The organism is Streptomyces iranensis (assembly GCF_017874715.1).
Lineage (GTDB): Bacteria > Actinomycetota > Actinomycetes > Streptomycetales > Streptomycetaceae > Streptomyces > Streptomyces iranensis.
Map to the genome: position 1 here is coordinate 51,157 of NZ_JAGGLR010000007.1, position 19,000 is coordinate 70,156.

At 73.5% G+C, this 19,000-nt stretch carries 2 protein-coding genes; both read right to left on the reverse strand.

Going from position 1 to position 19,000, the window contains the following annotated elements:
* Positions 1–11: 11 nt before the first annotated feature.
* On the reverse strand, positions 12–12,218 hold the full coding sequence (locus J2Z30_RS14010; RefSeq protein ID WP_044567792.1) for a type I polyketide synthase: 12,207 nt from the start codon (positions 12,216–12,218) through the stop codon (positions 12–14).
* Between the two features lie 41 nt (positions 12,219–12,259).
* Complete coding sequence (locus tag J2Z30_RS14015) at positions 12,260–18,964, reverse strand: type I polyketide synthase (protein WP_044580887.1); 6,705 nt, start codon at positions 18,962–18,964, stop codon at positions 12,260–12,262.
* Between the last annotated feature and the right edge of the window lie 36 nt (positions 18,965–19,000).

Here is a 19,000-nt window from a genome sequence, read left to right on the forward strand (position 1 = left end):
CCGAGCCTCCATCAGGGCAGTTCACGGTCAATGAGCTCGAACATCTCGTCGTCCGAGGCGCCTTCGAGGGCGTCGAAGCCGGTCGCGGCGGCCGGGTCGACGGACCCGCCGCCGTTCCACTTCGCCAGCAGGGCACCCAGCCGTTGGGCGATCCGCTGCCGGCCTTCGTCGTCCGTGTCGAGGGTGGCCAGGGTGGTGTCCAGCCTGGCCAGCTCGCCCAGGACCGGGTCGACGGCGTCCCGCCCCGGCGTGGCCCCGTCGCCGGGGGCCAGCCGTTCCAGCAGGTAGTCGGCGAGTACGGCCGCTTCCGGGTAGTCGAAGACCATTCCGGCGGGCAGGCGCAGTCCGGTGGCGGCGGCCAGCCGGTTGCGCAGTTCGACGGCGGTCAGGGAGTCGAAGCCCAGCTCCTTGAAGCTGGCCTCTGCCTGCACGGCGTCCACGTCGGCGTGTCCGAGGACCGTGGCCGCGTGGCCACGGACCAGGTTGAGGACGAGTCGGTGTCGTTCGGCCGTGGACAGGTCCGCGAGCCGGGCGCCCCAGTCGACCTGTCGGCCCTCCCCGGCCGCCGCCGCGGTGCGCCGCCCGGCGCCGCCACCGCCGCCGGTGGTGGCCAGGGCGCGCAGCGTGGCGGGCAGGCTGTCGGCGGGCAGTCCGGCGAGGGTGCGGGGGTATACCTGGGCGGCGACCAGATGGCTACCGCCGTGCTGGACGGCGGCGTCGAGCAGGGCCAGACCGTGCCGAGTGCTCAGGGCGGCCACGCCGGTACGGGACATCCTGGCCAGATCCGCCTCGGCGAGGTGTCCGGTCATGCCGCTTGCGTCGGCCCACAGGCCCCAGGCGATCGAGACTCCCGGCAGCCCGACGGCCCGGCGGTGGGCGGCGAGCGCGTCGCAAAAGGCGTTGGCGGCGGCGTAGTTGGCCTGTCCCGGGCTGCCGAGTGTGCCCGCGGCGGAGGAGAAGAGGACGAACATGCCGAGCCGCAGACGCGCCGTCGCCGTGTGCAGATGGGCCGCGGCCGTGGCCTTGGCCGTCCAGACCCGCGCCAGCCGTTCGGGGGTCTGTGAGGTCACCACCGCGTCGTCCAGCGCACCGGTGGCGTGGATGACTCCGGTCAGCGGATGCTCGGGGTCGACCCCCGCCACCAGCTCCGCCACCGCCGAGGCGTCGGTGACATCCGCCGCCGCGACGCGCACCCGCGCGCCCAGCCCCTCCAGCCGGGCGGCCAGGTCGCGGGCGCCCGGAGCGTCCGGCCCCCGCCTGCTCACCAGCAGCAGATGCCCGATCCCCCAGGCGCGGACGAGGTGTTCGGCGACATAGGCGCCCAGGGTGCCGGTGCCACCGGTGATGAGGACCGTGCCGTCCGGGTCGACCGCGGCGGGTACGTCGAGCACCAGCTTGCCGGTGTGCTTGGCCTGGCTCAGCTGCCGTAGCGCGTCCCGTGCCCGGCTGAGCGGCCAGGGCCGTACGGGTGCGGGCCGCAGCACTCCGGCGGCGAACAGCTCGCTCAAGTCGCGCAACATCTCCCCGATGCGGTCCGGCCCGGCGTCGGGGACCAGGTCGAAGGCGCGATAGCGGATGCCCGTACGCGCGGCAGCGAGGTGTTCGGGGTCGCGGATGTCGGTCTTGCCCATCTCGGAGAGCCGTCCACCGTCGGCCAGCAGCCGCAGGGAGGCGTCCACGAACGGCCCGGCGAGGCTGTTGAGCACCACATCGACGCCACGTCCGCCGGTGGCCTCGCGGAACGTCTCCTCGAAGTCCAGATCGCGCGACGAGGCCCGATGCGCCGCATCGATGCCCATCTCCTCCAGCACACCGTGCTTGCCGGGGCTCGCCGTGGCATAGACCTCGGCGCCCAGGTGGCGGGCGATCTGCACCGCCGCCATGCCGACGCCGCCGGTGGCGGCGTGGATCAGCGCCGTTTCGCCGTTCCGCAATCCGGCCAGGTCCACCAGCCCGTACCAGGCGGTGAGGAACACCACCGGTACGGCGGCCGCCTGCCGGAAGCTCCAGCCGTCGGGGATCGGCACGACCATGCGCGCGTCCGCCACCGCCCACGGGCCGAACGCGCCCTCGAACAGGCCCATGACCCGGTCGCCCACCGCGAGTCCGGTCACCTCCGGGCCGATGTCCACGACCACTCCGGCGCCCTCGCTGCCGCGGAACACCCCGCCCCCGGGGTACATCCCGACGACGATGAGCGCATCGCGGAAGTTCATGCCCGCCGCGTGCACCTCGATCCGGACCTCTCCCGGCCCCAGTGGCTCCAGCACCTCGGGGCATGGCACGGGCGTCACATGGTCCACGGTGGACGCGCCCGTCACGGCGAGCCGCCACGCGGACTGTGCCACCGGGCCCACCAGACCACCGCTGCCGGGGCCGCCCGCCCGCATCAGACGGGGTGCCCGCACCCGGCCGGAGCCCACCACCACCTGCGGTTCGTCCAGGGCGACGGCCTTCAGCACACCGTCCAGCACCGCCGCGCCGATCTCGTCGGAGTCGGGGACGCCGCGCGGATCGCGGTCGAGCAGGATGAACCGGTCCGGGTTCTCGGCCTGTGCGCTGCGCAGCAGCCCCCACACGGCGGCACCGGCCGTGTCCACGGCCCGGGAGCCGGGGTCGTCCGCCACCGGGCCACCGGCCGCGACCGCGCCGTGTGTCACCACCACCAGGCGGCTGTCGGTCAGCCGGGGTTCGGCCAGCCAGCCCCGCAACAGGTCCAGGGTCCGCCGTACGACCGCCAGGGCATCGGCCTCGGCGGCCCCGATGTCCACGGCCGTCGTCGAGGCCGGTACGGCGGTCAGCGCCACCGAGGGCACGGGGGCCCCGGCGTCGATCGCCGCGACCAGCGACTCCAGGTCCGGGTGGCGGACCATGCCCGAGGGGGCCCAGTCCAGGATCTCGGAGCCCAGCGCCACCCAGCCGCCGTCCCCTGCCACCGGTTGGGGCAGGCCCGTGTCCGCACCGGGCGCCGCCTCGGGGAGCGGGATCCAGTCCAGGGTGAACAGCCCGTCCACGGCGGCCCGTCCGGGGGTCCGCAGCTGATCCGTACGGGCCGGGCGCAGCACCAGCGAGTCGACCGTCAGGACCGGGTCGCCCACGGCGTCGGCCACGGCGATCCGCAGCGCCCGCTCGCCGTCCGCGCCCTGCTCACTCGGGGACAGCCGGACGCGTACGGTGGTCGCTCCGGCGGCCCACAGGGAGACGCCGTGCCAGGCGAACGGCAGCCACACCTGGCCGCCGTCGTGCTGCACCTCGGGCCGGTCGGTCCGGTCGGGCCGGTCGGTCCGGTCGGTCCGGTCGGTCCGGTCGGGCCGGTCGGTCCGGTCGGTCCGTTCGAGGAGGGACGCCGGGTGCAGTGCGGCATCGAGCAGCGCCGGGTGGATGCCGAATCCGGCCTGGTCGCCCGCGGCTTCGGGCAGCGCCACCTCGGCCAGCACATCCGCGCCGTCGCGCCACAGCTTCCGGACGCCCCGGAACGCGGGGCCGTATCCGTATTCGGCGGCCTCGGCACGCTCGTAGAAGCCGTCCGTGTCCACCGCTTCCGCGCTCGCCGGGGGCCAGGCCCCGGCGAGCTGGGGCGCCGATTCGCACTGGGGGCCGAGTACGCCGACCGCATGGCACACCCAGACCGGGTCCGCGGTGGCTTCGGCGTCGCGGTCGGGCCGGGAGTACACCCGTACGTCACGGCGTCCGTCGTCGGCGGCCTCGCCCACCACCACCTGGACGCGCAGCCCACCGGTGTCGGGGAGGACGAGCGGGACCCGCAGGGCGAGTTCCTCCACCGTGCCGCAGCCCGCCTCGTCGGCGGCCCGCAGCGCCCATTCGACCTGGGCCGCGCCCGGGATCAGCCGGGCGCCCGCCACCACGTGTTCGCCGAGCCAGCCCTCGCCGCCACCGGCCGTCAGCCGTCCGGTGAGCAGATGGGTGCTGCCGTCGGCGAGTTCCACGGCCGCGCCGAGCAGCGGGTGGTCCGCGGAGACCAGGCCGAGGTCGGTGGGATCGCCGCCCCGGCCCGCGGTGCCCTCGAGCCAGTAGCGCTCCCGCTGGAAGGCGTAGGTGGGCAGCGGCACGGTGCGGGGCGCGGGATCGGTGGGGAACAGGGTGGTCCAGTCGACGTCGACCCCCGCGGTGAACGCCTGGGCCAGCGATCGCACCAACTGGGCGGGATCGCCGTGGTCCCGGCGCAGGGTGGGGACGGTGGCGGCGGGGAGGCCCGCCTCCTCGAAGCTCTCCTGCATGCCCACCGTGAGGACGGGGTGGGTGCTGGCCTCGATAAACACCCGGTGGCCATCGGCCAGCAGCGCCCGGATCGCCTCGGCGAACCGTACCGGCTCCCGCAGGTTCCGTACCCAGTAGCCCGTGTCCAGGACGGAGCCGTCGGCACGGGCGCCCGTCACGGTGGAGTAGAACGCCACCCCGGCGGATCCGGGCGTCCCGACCGGCTCAACCCCCGCGAGCAGCTCGGTGAGTTCGTCGGCGATCGCATCGACCTGGGGACTGTGCGAGGCGTAGTCCACCTCGATCATCCGGGCGCGTTCCCGGGTGTCACGACAGGCGGCCACGGCCGCGGCCACCTGCTCCGGCGGGCCGGACACCACCGTGGAGGCGGGGCCGTTCACGGCGGCCACGACCACGGCGGTGGCGCGGTCGCCGAGACCGGACAGCAGATCCGTGGCCTGTTCCTGACCCACGCCGAGGGAGGCCATGGCCCCGCCACCGGCCAGTTGGCGCAGCGCCCGGCTGCGCAGGGCCACGATCCGGGCCCCGTCCTCCAGGGTGAGCGCCCCGGCCACGCAGGCGGCGGCGATCTCGCCCTGGCTGTGGCCCACGACGGCGGCGGGCCGCACCCCGTGGCCCGCCCATACGGCGGCCAGGGACACCATCACCGCCCAGAGGACCGGCTGCACCACGTCCACCCGGCTCAGATCGCCCGCGCCGTCCACGCCGCGCAGCACATCGGTGAGCGACCAGTCGACGTGGGGCGCGAGCGCTCGTTCACACTCGGCCACCCGGGCGGCGAACACCGGTGAGGCGTCCAGCAGTCCGGCGCCCATCCCGATCCACTGCGAACCCTGCCCGGGGAACACCAGCACCGGACCCGCGCCGCCCGTGGTGGCGGCCGTGCCCGTGTGCACAACGCCCGGGTGTGTCTCGTCGGCCGCCAGGGCCTCGATGGCCGCCATCAGTTCGGCGTGGCTCTCGCCGACCACCACGGCGCGGTGGTCGAACAGGGTACGGGAGCGGATGAGGGACCAGCCCACCTCGGCGGGCGAGGCGGTGGGGCCGGTGGCCAGCCGCGCGGCCAGCGCCCGCGCCTGGTCCCGCAGCGCGCCCGCGCCCCGCGCGGACAGCACCCAGGGCACCGCCCGGGGGCCATCGGACTCGGGCTCCGGCTCGGTGCGTTCGGCCTGGTCGGGTGCCTGTTCCAGGATCACGTGGGCGTTGGTGCCGCTGATGCCGAAGGACGACACACCGGCCCGGCGCGGACGCTCGTCCGCCGGCCATTCGACCGCCTCGGTCAGCAGCCGCACTCCATCGTCGTCCCACTCCACATGCGGGCTCGGCTCATCGATGTGCAGCGAGGCGGGCAGCAGGCCATGGCGCATCGCCATGACCATCTTGATCACACCCGCCGCGCCCGCGGCGGCCTGCGTATGACCGATGTTGGATTTGATGGAGCCGAGCCACAGCGGACGGCCCTCCGGCCGCTCCTGCCCGTACGTGGCCAGCAGCGCCTGCGCCTCGATGGGGTCGCCGAGTGTGGTGCCCGTGCCGTGGGCCTCGACCACGTCGACGTCCGCCGGGGAGAGCCGTGCGGTGGCCAGGGCCTGGCGGATCACCCGCTGCTGGGAGGGCCCGTTCGGCGCGGTCAGACCGTTGGAAGCGCCGTCCTGGTTGACCGCCGACCCACGGATCACCGCCAGCGCCTCACGGCCGTTGCGGCGCGCGTCCGACAGCCGCTCCAGGACGAGCAGCCCGATGCCCTCGCCCCAGCCGGTGCCGTCGGCCGCCGCGGCGAACGGCTTGCAGCGGCCGTCCGGGGCCAGTCCGCGCTGCCGCGAGAACTCCACGAAGGTGTTCGGTGTGGCCATCACCGTGACGCCACCGGCCAGGGCCAGGGTGCACTCGCCCTGCCGCAGGGCCTGCGCCGCGAGATGCATGGCCACCAGCGACGACGAACACGCCGTGTCCACCGTCACCGCGGGCCCCTCCAGGCCGAAGGTGAACGCCACCCGGCCGGAGGCGATGCTCGGTGTGCTGCCGGTCATCAGCCGGCCCTCGACGCCCTCCGGGGTGCGGCCCAGGAAGCGGCTTCCGTAGTCGTCGTACATCACGCCGGTGATCACCGCGCCGCGGCTGCCGCGCAGGCTCACCGGGTCGATGCCCGCGCTCTCGAACGCCTGCCACGCGGTTTCCAGCAGCAGCCGCTGCTGGGGGTCGGTGGCCAGCGCCTCGCGGGGTGGGATCCCGAAGAACTCCGCGTCGAACCGCGGCGCCTCGTAGAGGAACCCGCCCTCGCGTGCGTAGCTGGTGCCCGTGTGGTCCGGGTCGGGGTCGAAGAGGCCCCCGAGGTCCCAGCCACGGTCCGCAGGGAACTCCCCGATCGCGTCCCCGCCCTCGGCCACCAGCCGCCACAGCTCCTCGGGGGAGCCGACGCCGCCCGGATAGCGGCAGGCCATGCCGACGATGGCGATCGGGTCGTCGTCGGTGGCCACGACGGCCGGCGTCGTCGGGAGCGGTGTCCCGGCCGGTGCGCCGACCAGCCGCTCCCGCAGGAAGCGCACCAGGGCGTCGGGGGTCGGATAGTCGAAGACGACGGTGGCCGGGATCCGGGTGCCGGTGGCGGCGTTGAGCCGGTTGCGCAGGTCGAGCGCCGTGAGCGAGTCGAAGCCGAGATCCTGGAACGCCCTGCCCAGGTCGATGGCCTCCGGTGCGGGATGGGCGAGTACGGTGGCCACCTGGTCGCGTACCAGCTCTCCGATGAGCCGGTCCCGCTCCTCGGTGGACAGCCCGGCGAGCCGCCCGGACAAGGAGCCCGATCCGGTGTTCCGCGCGGCCCGCGTGGGGACGTGCACCAGCCGCCGCAGCACGGGCGGAAGTGGCCCGGCGGCGGCCCGGGTGCGCAGCGCCGCGAGGTCGAAGCGCGCGGGGACGAGCGTGGGGCGGTCGGTGGTGAGTGCCGCGTCGAGCAGCGTCAGCGCCTGCTCGCCTGAGACGGCGGCGATACCGGAGCGGGCCATCCGGGCGAGGTCCGCGTCATCCAGGTGGCCGGTCATGCCACCGGCGGACGCCAGCAGCCCCCAGGCCAGCGCGTGGGCCGTCCGCCCCTCGGCGCGGCGGTGCTCGGCGAGGGCGTTGAGGAACATGTTGGCCGCGGCATAGTTGGCCTGGCCGCCGTTGCCCATGATGGAGGCGGCGGAGGAGAACATCACGAACGCGGCCGGATCCATGTCCCGGGTCAGCCGGTGCAGATGCCACGCGGCATCCACCTTCGGGGCGAGGACGGTGTCGAGTTGCTCGGGGGTCATGGCGGTGACCACACCGTCGTCGAGCACTCCCGCGGCATGGATGACGGCCGTCAGCGGATGGGCTTCGGGGAGCGAGTCGAGCAGGGCGGCCAGCGCCTCGGGGTCGGCGGCGTCACACGCGGTGACGCGTACGTCCGCCGCGCCCAGCGCGGTCAGTTCGTCCGCGAACGCGTCGATGTCCTCCGTGATGCCACCACGCCGGCTGACCAGCAGCAGATGGCGGGCGCCGTGTGCGGTGACCAGATGGCGGGCGACCAGCCGGCCGAGCGCTCCGGTGCCACCGGTGATCAGTGCCGTGCCGTCCGGGTCGAGGGTGCGGGACGGGGTGTCGTGGTCAGGGCGAACGGTGACCAGACGGGGCACATGGGCCGTTCCCGCCCGTACCGCCACCTCGGATTCGGCACCGGCGACGGCGGCCGGAAGGACGGTGCTCAGGGCATCGCGCGAGGCGGGGTCGTCGTCCAGGTCGAGCAGCAGGATGCGCTCGGGGTGTTCGGCCTGGGCGGCGCGGACCAGGCCCCATACGGGCGCGGTGGCCAGGTCGGCGGGCCCGTCCCCGGGGCCGGTGGCGACGGCGCCACGGGTGGCGATGACCAGCCGGGCCCCGCTGAACCGCTCTTCCGTCAGCCAGGTGCGCAGTGCGTCGAGGACGTGATGGACCGCCGCGCGTACGCGAGCGGGTGTTTCGTCGGGGTGTGGTGCGGTGTCCGGTGTGCCGGGGCATTCGAGGACGACGATGTCGGGGGCGGGCTGTCCGCCGTCGAGGACGGCCCGCAGGGCGGCCAGGTCGGGAAGGGATGGGAGGGCCGGGTCCGGGTCCTGGGATCCGACGAGCGCCCAACTCGCCGAGGGCGGGGCGGAGTCGGCGGGGACCGGATACGGCTGCCAGTCCAGGCGGTACAGCGGGGTGTCGGCCGTGGCGGCGCGGGCCGAGCGCCAGCGGTCGGCGGAGACCTCCCGCAGCCCGAGGGCGTCGATGGTGGCCACGGGCGCGCCGTGGTCGTCGGTCAGCCTCAGGGTGATGGTGTCCGGGGCGGTGGGGGTGATGCGTACGCGCAGCCGGGTGGCGCCGGTGGCGAAGAGCCGCACCCCGCCGAAGGAGAACGGCAGCCGGACGGTCCCCTCGGCGCCGTCCGGCGCGTGGTCACCTCCGAAGCGGCCCTTGCCGCCCATGCCGCCCATGCCGCCGAAGAGCTCCTCCACCGGGTGCAGTGCGCTGTCGAGCAGGGCGGGGTGGAGTCCGTAGCCGTCGGCCTCGCCGCGCTGTTCGGGGGCCAGACGTACCTCGGCGAACATCTCGTCGCCGAGCCGCCATGCGGAGTGCAGTCCGCGGAAGGCGGGCCCGTAGGCGTATCCCCGCGCGGCCAGGCGCTCGTACAGGTCCGCCACATCAACCGGGACGGCCTCGGCGGGTGGCCAGGCCATGGCCGGTGGCTCGCCGCCGGGCGGTGGCGTGGCCGCGGCGGACAGGAGGCCGGTGGCGTGGTGGCGCCAGGCGGCCGGGGCGTCCAGGATGTCGCCGCCCTCGTCGGCGGGGCGCGAGGCGATGGTGACGGTCCGCCGTCCGGCCTCGTCGGGTGCGGTGACGGCGAGCTGGATCCGTACCGCGCCGGAGGCGGGCAGGATCAGCGGGGTCTCCAGGGTGAGGTCGTCGATCAGCTCGCAGCCGGTGTGCGCGGCGGCGAGGAGGCCCAGCTCCAGCAGGGCCGTACCGGGCAGGGGGACGCTGTCCGCGATGGTGTGGTCGGCGAGCCAGGCGTGGGTGTGCGCGGACAGCCGTCCGGTGAGCAGCAGCCCGCCATCGGGCGTTTCCACGGCGGCCTGGAGCAGGGGATGGCCGGTGGCGCCGAGGCCGACGGCGCGTACGTCGGCGGTGGCGTTCGGGACGGGCCGCCAGTACCGCTGCCGCTGGAACCGGTAGGTGGGCAGGTCGACATGGCCCGCGTCCTCGGGGATGGCGGCGGCGAAGTCGACCGTGCCGCCGTCGATGTGCGTCAGGGCGAGCGCGGTCAGCAGCGTACGGGGCTCGTCGCGGCCCGGACGCAGGGCGGTGGCGAACACGGGCGCGGGGCCCGGGGTGTCGGAGGTGTCGGCGGTGTCGGCGGCCAGGGCGTCCTGGGCCATGGTGGTGAGGACGGCGTCCGGGCCGAGTTCGAGGTAGCGTGTCACGCCTTCGCGGTGCAGGGTGCGCAGTCCGTCGTGGAACCGTACGGGCTCGATGACGTGGCGCACCCAGTACTCGGGGTCGCGGAGCTGCTCGGGGTCGGCCTGCCGGCCGGTGACGTTGGAGATCACCGGAATGCGCGGTGCGTGGTAGGTGAGCCGCCGCGCCACCTCGCGGAAGTCGTCGAGCATGGGGGCCAGAAGGGGCGAGTGGAAGGCATGGCTGACCCGGAGCCGCTTGGTGCGGTGCCCTCGTTCCTTCAGGGTGCGGGCGATCTCGTCGACGGTTTCGGCGGCTCCGGACACGACCACCGAGGCCGGGCCGTTGACCGCGGCGAGCGTCACATGGTCCTCATGGCCGGCGAGCAGGGGGAGCAGCTGCTCCTCGGTGGCTTCGACGGCGGCCATCGCACCGCCGGAGGGCAGCGCCTGCATCAACCGGCCGCGGGCGGCCACCAGTTCGCAGGCGTCCGGCAGGGACAGCACGCCCGCCACATGCGCCGCCACCAGTTCGCCGACGGAGTGTCCGGTCAGGAACGAGGGGGTGAGGCCGAACGACTCGACGAGCCGGAAGAGCGCGGTCTCCAGGGCGAAGAGGGCCGCCTGGGTCACACCGGTACCGTGCAGGGCCCGCGCCTGGTCGGTGTCCTCCGCCGCGAAGAGGATCTCGCGGAGCGGTCGGCCGGGCAGCGGATCGAGATGGGCGCAGACCTCGTCCAGAGTGGCGGCGAACACCTCGAAGGTCCGGTACAGCTCACGGCCCATACCGGGCCGCTGGCTGCCCTGCCCGGTGAACATGAAGGCGGTGCCACTTGAGCGGGTCGCCGCCGTGGCCCGGATCAGCCCGGGGTGGCTCTGGTCGTCGGCCAGCGCCCGCACGGCGGCCAGCAGCTCGTCGTGGTCCTCGCCGATGGCAACGGCCCGGTGTTCGAAGGCCGAGCGGGTCCGGGCCAGCGACCGGCCCACATCGGCCACGGGCGGCCCGGGGTGGGCGGTGAGGTGGGCGGCGAGCGCCCCGGCCTGGTCCCGTAACGCCTGTCCGGTACGGGCGGACACCACCCAGGGCACCACGCGGCGGTCCGGCGTCGCCGGGTCCGCGGCGGTCGGCTCAGGGGTCCCGGCCGAGGTGAAGGGCTCGTCGGCGGGGGGCTGTTCGAGCAGCAGATGGGCGTTGGTCCCCGAGATGCCGAAGGAGGACACCCCGGCCCGGCGCGGCCGTTCGCCACCCGGCCACCCGACGGCTTCGGTGAGCAGGCGTACGGCGCCGGTGTCCCATGCCACATGGGGCGTGGGGTGCTTGACGTTCAAGGTGGCGGGCAGCGTCTCATGCCGCATCGCCATGATCATCTTGATGACACCGGCCACGCCCGCGGCACCCTGGGTGTGACCGATGTTGGACTTGACCGATCCAAGCCACAGCGGCCGGTCCTCGGTCCGGTCCCGGCCGTAGGTGGCGAGCAGTGCATGGGCCTCGATGGGATCGCCGAGACGGGTTCCGGTGCCATGCGCCTCCACCACGTCCACCTCGGCCGGGGACAGCCGTGCGTTCGCCAACGCCTGGAGGATGACGCGCTGTTGGGAGGGCCCGTTGGGCGCCGTCAGGCCGTTGGACGCGCCGTCCTGGTTGATGGCCGAGCCCCGGATCACGGCCAGCACCCGGTGGCCGTTGCGCCGGGCGTCGGACAGCCGCTCCAGCAGCACCAGGCCGACGCCCTCGGAGAAGGCGGTGCCGTCGGCGTCGGCGGAGAACGCCTTGCACCGGCCGTCGGGGGCCAGCCCGCGCTGCCGGGAGAACTCGGTGAAGACATTCGGGATGGCCATCACCGTCACCCCGCCCGCCAGGGCCAGGGTGCACTCGCCCTGCCTCAGCGCCTGCCCGGCCAGGTGCATCGCGACCAGCGAGGACGAGCACGCCGTGTCCACCGTGACGGCGGGTCCCTCCAGGCCGAGGGTGTACGCCACCCGGCCGGAGAGCACACTGGGCGCGTTGCCCGTCACCAGATAGCCCTCGGCGCTCTTCTCGATGTGCGGAGTGCCGAAGCCGGGCAGCGCGGTCCCGGCGTACACGCCCGTCGAGGTGCCCTTCAGCGAGACCGGGTCGATTCCGGCGCGTTCGAGAAGCTCCCAGGACACCTCCAGCAGCAGCCGCTGCTGCGGGTCGATGACCAGCGCCTCGCGCGGGCTGATCCCGAAGAACTCGGGGTCGAAGCGGTCGGCGTCGTAGAGGAAGCCGCCCTCGCGGGCATGGCTGGTGCCGGGGTGGTCCGGGTCCGGGTGGAACAACCCCTCCAGGTCCCAGCCGCGGTCGTCGGGGAACTCCCCCATCGCGTGCGCGCCGGAGGCCAGGAGCCGCCACAGCGCCTCGGGCGAGTCGGCGCCGCCGGGGTAGCGGCAGGCCATGCCGACCACGGCCACCGGCTCCTGGGAGCGGTCCTCCAGCTCGCGCAGCCGCTGACGCGTTTCGTGCAGATCGCCTGCCACTCGCCTCAGATAGTCGACCAGCTTCTCTTCATTAGCGTGCGTCACGGAGGATCACCCGGCCTTCAGCGAAGGGCGCGCCACGTTGTTCATGACAGGCCAAGTTCGTTGTCGATGAATTCCAGAACCTGATCGGCGGTCGCCACCTGCAACCGCTCCACGGCATTGCCGTCGTCCGCCTGCGCCGACGAGCACATCGCCTTCCACTTGGACAGCAAGGTCTCCAGCCGGGCGGTGACCGCCCCGGAGTCCACGTCCTCGACGCCGGCGGCCGACAGGCTGTTCTCCAGCCTGACCAGCTCATTGAGGACGGGGTGGGGCTGGGCTACGTCTGAGCCCGGGTCACCCGGCGCACCGTCCGGGGAGAGCTCCCGGCGCAGATACTCGGCCAGCACCGCCGCCGCCGGGTGGTCGAAGACGAGCGCCGCGGGCAGCCGCAGTCCGGTGGCCGCGGCCAGCCGGTTGCGCAGTTCCACGGCGGTCAGCGAGTCGAAGCCGAGGTCCTTGAACGACGCGTCCGGCTGCACCACACCCGGATCGGCATGGCCGAGGACCGTGGCCGCCTGGGTGCGCACCAGGTTGAGCAGCAGCCGGTGCTGTTCGGTGGGCGGCAGTCCCCTGAGCCGGCCAGCCCAGTCGGTGTTCAGTCCACCGGCGGCCGCCGTGGGCCGGGCCCGTCCGCTGCCGCCGACGGTGGCGAGGGCCCTCAGGGGGGTGGGGAGGGTGCCGGGGGGCTGAGCGGCGAGGGAGCCGGTGTCCAGGTGGAGCGCCAGCAGATGCGGATGGCCGTGGTGGCAGGCCGCGTCCAGCAGCGCCAGCCCCTCCTCGGTGCTGTTGGCCTTGATGCCCAGGCGGGCCATCCGGGCGAGATCGGCGTCGGCCAGTCGTGCGGTCAGGCCGCTGGTGGCCGCCCAGAGTCCCCAGGCCACCGACAGCCCGGGAAGCCCGGCCGCCTGGCGGCGGGTGGCCAGGGCGTCACAAAAGGCGTTGGCCGCGGCGTAGTTGGCCTGGCCGGGCGTACCGAGATCGGAGGCGAAGGAGGAGAACAGGACGAACATGCCCAGCCGCAGATGCGCGGTGGCGGTGTGCAGATGGGCCGCCGCCGCGGCCTTCGCCGCCCAGGCCCGCGCCAGCCGCTTCGGGTCCTGCGAGGGAAGCATCGCGTCGTCCAGCGCCCCCGCCGCGTGTACGACACCGGTCAGCGGATGCGCCGGGTCGATGTCCGCGAGGACTTCCGCCACCTGGGTGGCGTCGCCGATGTCGCAGGCGGCGATGCGTACGTCGGCACCCAGGTCGGCGAGCCGGGTCACCAGCTCCTTCGCCCCGGCCGCGTCGAGGCCACTGCGGCTCACCAGCAGCAGATGGCGGACGTTCCGGCTACGGACGAGGTGCTCGGCGACGCGTGCGCCGAGGGTGCCGGTGCCGCCGGTGATGAGCACGGTGCCGTCCGGGTCCACCGGGGCGGGGACGTCCAGGACCAGCTTGCCGGTGTGCTTGGCCTGGCTGAGACACCGCAGGGCCTCACGCGCCCGGCTGAGCGGCCACGCCCGTACCGGAGGCGGCTCCAGCACACCGGAGGCGAACAACTCGCCCAGTTCTCGCAGCATTTCGCCGATTCGGTCCGGACCGGCGTCGGCGATCAGGTCGTACGCGTGGTAGCGGACACCGGGGTGCTCGGGCCCGATCCACTCCGGGTCGCGGATGTCGGTCTTGCCCATCTCCAGCAACCGCCCGCCCTCGCGGAGGAGGCGGAGCGAGGCGTCCACGAACTCCCCGGCGAGGCTGTTGAGCACCACATCGACGCCACGGCCACCGGTGGCCTCCCGAAGCGCCTCTTCGAAGTCCAGATCGCGCGACGAGGCCCGGTGGGCCGCATCGATGCCCATCTCCTCCAGCACCCCATGCTTCGCCGGGCTCGCCGTCGCGTAGACCTCCGCGCCGAGATGCCGGGCGATCCGCACCGCGGCCGTCCCCACACCACCGGTCGCCGCATGGATCAGTACGCGTTCACCCGCCTGGAGACCGCCCAGCCCCACGAGCCCGTACCAGGCGGTGAGGAACACGACGGGGGCCGCGGCCGCCTGCCGGAAGGTCCAGCCTTCGGGGATCGGTACGACCGTACGGGCGTCCGCCACGGCCAGCGGGCCGAACGCACCCTCGAACAGGCCCATCACCCGGTCGCCCACGGCGAGTCCGGCCACGCCGGGGCCGACCTCCCGCACCACACCGGCGCCCTCGCTGCCACCGAACACCGCGTCGCCGGGATACATCCCCAACACCATCAGCGCATCGCGGAAGTTGACACCCGCCGCGTGGACATCGATGCGCACCTGGCCCTTCCGCAGAGGCTCCAGCACCTCCGGGCACGCCACCGGCCGTACGCCGTCCACCGTCCCGGCGCCTTCGAACCCGAGCCGCCACGCGGGCTGCCCCACCGGGGCCGCCAGGCCCGCGCTCGACGCGGCGCGCACCAGCCGGGGCATCAGCGCCCGCCCCGCGCGCAGGGCCAGCTGCGACTCGTCCATCTCGATGGCGCGCGCCACGGCGCCGGTCACAAGGTCGGCGGACACCTCGGCGTGAGGGTCGAGATCGAGCAACAGGAAACGACCCGGGTTCTCGGCCTGCGCGCTGCGCACCAGACCCCAGACCGCGGCGCCCGCCACGTCCACGCCCGCGGCCATGGGGTCAACGCCAACCGGATCGCCGGTCGCGACGGCGCCACGCGTCACCACCACCAACCGGGCCTCGGCCAGACGCGGCTCGGCCAGCCAGCTCTGCAACAGCTCCAGGATCCGCTCCGCCGAGGCCAGCCCATCGGCCGCCATCCCGCCATCCCGGGCATGGACCGCCTCGGCGGGCTCCAGGGCAAGGACGACGGCGGGGGCGGGGGCACCGGCGTCGAGCGCGCTGAGCAACGCCTGCGGATCCGGATGGCATACGGCGGCGGACCCGGCCGGAGCCCGGTCCCCGGGCCCCAGGATCACCCAGTCGGCGTCATCGGCCGGGTGATCCGCGGACCGCCCGTCGCCGTTGGGCGGCGCGGGAACCGGCAGGGGGGCCCAGTCCATGACGAACAGCCCGTCCACGCCCGGCCGTTGGGCCGTACGGAGCTGCTCGACGTCGTCGGCGGACCGCAGCACCACCGCGTCGGCGCTCAGCACCGGGGCGCCCAGGGCGTCCGCCACGGTCACCCGCAGCGTACGTTCCCGCTCCGCGCTCGGCTCGTACGGAGAGATCCGCACCCGTACCGTGCTCGCCCCGGCCGCCCACAGCGACACCCCGTTCCAGGTGAACGGCAGCCACACCCGGCCACCGGCCGACTCGGCGTCGCTCGGCGAGCCATCGGTCAGCAGAACGGGATGCAGGGCGGCGTCGAGCAGCGCCGGGTGGATGCCGAACCCCGTCCGCTCCCCCGCGGCCTCGGGCAGCGCCACCTCGGCCAGCAGGTCGGCGCCGTCCCGCCATACGGCGCGCAGCCCCTGGAAGGCGGGGCCGTACGCGTACCCCGACGCCGCGATGTGTGCGTAGAAGTCCACGGGATCGATCGGCTTCGCAGCCGCCGGTGGCCATGCCCCGCCCAACTCCTCCTCTGGCGTGGAACCGTCGGAGGGCGGGCTCAGCACGCCCTCCGCATGGCACACCCACCCGGCCGCCGTATCGGCTCCGTCGTCGGGGCGCGAGTACATCCGCACATCACGTCGGCCATCGGCGCCCGGCCTGCCGACGACCACTTGCAGACGCACACCGCCGCTGGACGGCAACACCAGCGGTACCTGGAGCGCCAGCTCCTCCACGCCACCGCAGCCGACCTCGTCGGCGGCCCGTAACGCCCACTCGACCAGGGCCGTCCCGGGCACCAGGGCCGCGCCCGCCACCACATGGTCGGCGAGCCAGCCATGGGACTGCGCCGAGAGCCGTCCCGTCAGCAGATGGCCCTGGCCGTCGGCGAGGTCCACGGCGGCGCTCAGCAGCGGATGGCCCGCGGCGACCAGACCGAGGTCGGTCGGATCGGCACCCCGGCCACTGAGGCCGTCGAGCCAATAGCGCTGGTGCTGGAAGGCGTACGTGGGCAGGTCCACGGTACGAGGGGTGGGGTCGGCCGGGAACGCCGCCTTCCAGTCGACGTCGACCCCGGCGATGAACGCCTGACCGAGGGAGTCAAGGAGCTGAGCCTGACCACCGTGATCGCGACGCAGGGTCGGTACAGCCACCGCGTCCACACCCGCCTGCTCGAACGTCTCCTGCATCCCCAGGAGCAACACGGGATGGGTACTGGCCTCGATAAACACCCGATGCCCGTCCGCCAACAACGCCTCGACGGCATCGGCAAACCGCACCCGCTCCCGCAGATTCCGCACCCAATAGTCCGCGTCCAGAACGGACGCCTCGACCCGGCCACCGGTCACCGTCGAATAGAACGCCACCTCATCCGCGCCACCGACGGCGGGGTGGACACCGGCCAGGATTTCGTTCAACTCCTCGCGGATCTCATCCACCTGAGGGCCGTGCGAGGCATAATCCACCTCGATCAGCCGCGCCCGCTCCCCCGCCTCCTGACACGCGGCTACGACAGCGGCAACCTGCCCCGGCGGACCCGAAACCACCATCGAGGACGGTCCGTTGGATGCCGCCACACCCACACCAGCAGCCTGATCGCCCAGCTCGGACAGCAGCTGCCCCGCCCGCTCCTGACCCACACCGAGCGACGCCATCGCCCCACCACCAGCCAACCGCCGCAACGCCTTGCTCCGCAACGCCACGACCCTGGCGCCATCCTCCAGGGACAGCACCCCCGCGACAACAGCCGCCGCGATCTCACCCTGGCTATGACCCACCACCGCCACCGGACACACCCCATACCCCGCCCACACCGCAGCCAACGACACCATCACCGCCCACAACACCGGCTGGACCACATCCACCCGCCCCAAATCCGCCACGCCCCCCACACCACGCAACACATCCACAAGCGACCAATCCACATACGGCGCCAACGCCCCCTCACACTCCGCCACCCGCGCCGCAAACACCGACGACACTTCCAACAGCTCGGCACCCATCCCCACCCACTGCGAACCCTGACCCGGAAAGACCAGCACCGGGCCTACGTCTCCCGTCAACGCCGCCGCACCCGACCGCACCACCCCCGGATGCGACACACCCCCCGCCAACGCCCCCACGGCGGCCAACAACTCCGCGCGGTCATCACCCACCACCACCGCCCGATACTCAAACACCGACCGCGCCGCAACCAACGACCACCCCACATCAACCGACGAAAGCTCGGACGCACCCCCCACCCACTCAACCAACGCCCCAGCCTGCCCCCGCAACGCCTCCACACTCCGCCCCGACACCACCCACGGAACCGTGCCCACGTCCAAGGAGACCGGACCCTTCGGCGCATCCTCCTCAGGAGCCTGCTCCAGGATCAGATGGGCGTTCGTCCCCGAGATGCCGAACGACGACACCGCCGCTCGGCGGGGCCGCTCCAGGTGGGGCCACTCCACCGGCTCGGTCAGCAGCCGCAGCCCGCTGTCCTCCCAGTCCACATGCGGGGTCGGCTGGTCCAGATGCAGGTTCGCGGGCAGTCCGGAGTGTCGGAGTGCCATCACCATCTTGATCACGCCCGCCACACCGGCCGCCGCATGCGTATGGCCGATGTTGGACTTCAGCGAGCCCAACAGCAGTGGCCGGTCGGCGGGGCGGTTCTGGCCGTACGTGGCGATCAGGGCCTCGGCCTCGATCGGGTCGCCGAGTTTGGTGCCGGTGCCGTGTGCCTCGAGGGCGTCCACGTCGCCCGGCCCCAGGCGGGCGTTGGCCAACGCCTGGCCGATGACGCGTTCCTGGGCCACGTCGTTGGGCGCGGTGAGGCCGTTGCTGGCACCGTCCTGGTTGATGGCCGAGCCCCGGAGCACCGCCAGTACCCGATGGCCGTTGCGACGCGCCTCCGACAGCCGCTCCAGCACCACCAGCCCGACGCCTTCGGAGAAGCCGGTGCCGTCCGCGTCGGCGGCGAAGGACTTGCACCGGCCGTCCGGGGCCAGTGCGCGCTGCCGGGAGAACTCGGTGAACATGATGGGGGTGGCGAGCGAGGTGACACCGCCCGCCAGGGCCAGGGTGCACTCCCCCTGCCGCAGTGCCTGCACCGCCAGATGCATGGCCACGAGCGAGGCCGAGCATGCGGTGTCCACCGTCACCGCCGGCCCCTCCAGACCGAAGGTGTAGGCCACCCGGCCCGAGATCACACTGGTGAGTCCGCCCGTGGTGGCGTAGCCCTCGAATCCCTCGGGGATGCGCGGGGCCCTGGACAGATAGTCCTGGCTGGACACACCGGCGTAGACACCGGTGCGGGTCCCCTTCAGCGACACCGGATCGATACCGGCCCGCTCCAGGGATTCCCACGCCATCTCCAGCACCAGCCGCTGCTGCGGATCCATGGCGAGCGCTTCCCTGGGGCTGATGCCGAAGAACGCCGCGTCGAACCGGTCCGCCTCGACGAATCCGCCCTGGCGGACACAGCTGGTGCCGTAGTGCTCCGGATCGGGGTGGTAGAGGTTCTCCAGGTCCCAGCCACGGTCCGTCGGGAAGTCCCCGATCGCGTCGACACCGGAGACGAGCAGTTCCCACAGCTCCTCCGGGGAGGTGACCCCGCCGGGAAAGCGGCAGGCCATGCCGACCACGGCCACCGGCTCGTGGGAACGCTCCTCCACCTCGCGCAAGCGCAGACGCGTATCGTGCAGATCCGCGGAAACGCGCTTGAGATACTCGACCAGCTTCTCTTCGTTCGCCATGAGGGTCACCCGGCCTTCAGCGATCGTCGCGCCCGG

Bases quoted from the DNA above. Each gene is read 5' to 3' on its own strand.
- J2Z30_RS14015 (WP_044580887.1), bottom strand. From the start codon at position 18,964: ATGGCGAACGAAGAGAAGCTGGTCGAGTATCTCAAGCGCGTTTCCGCG.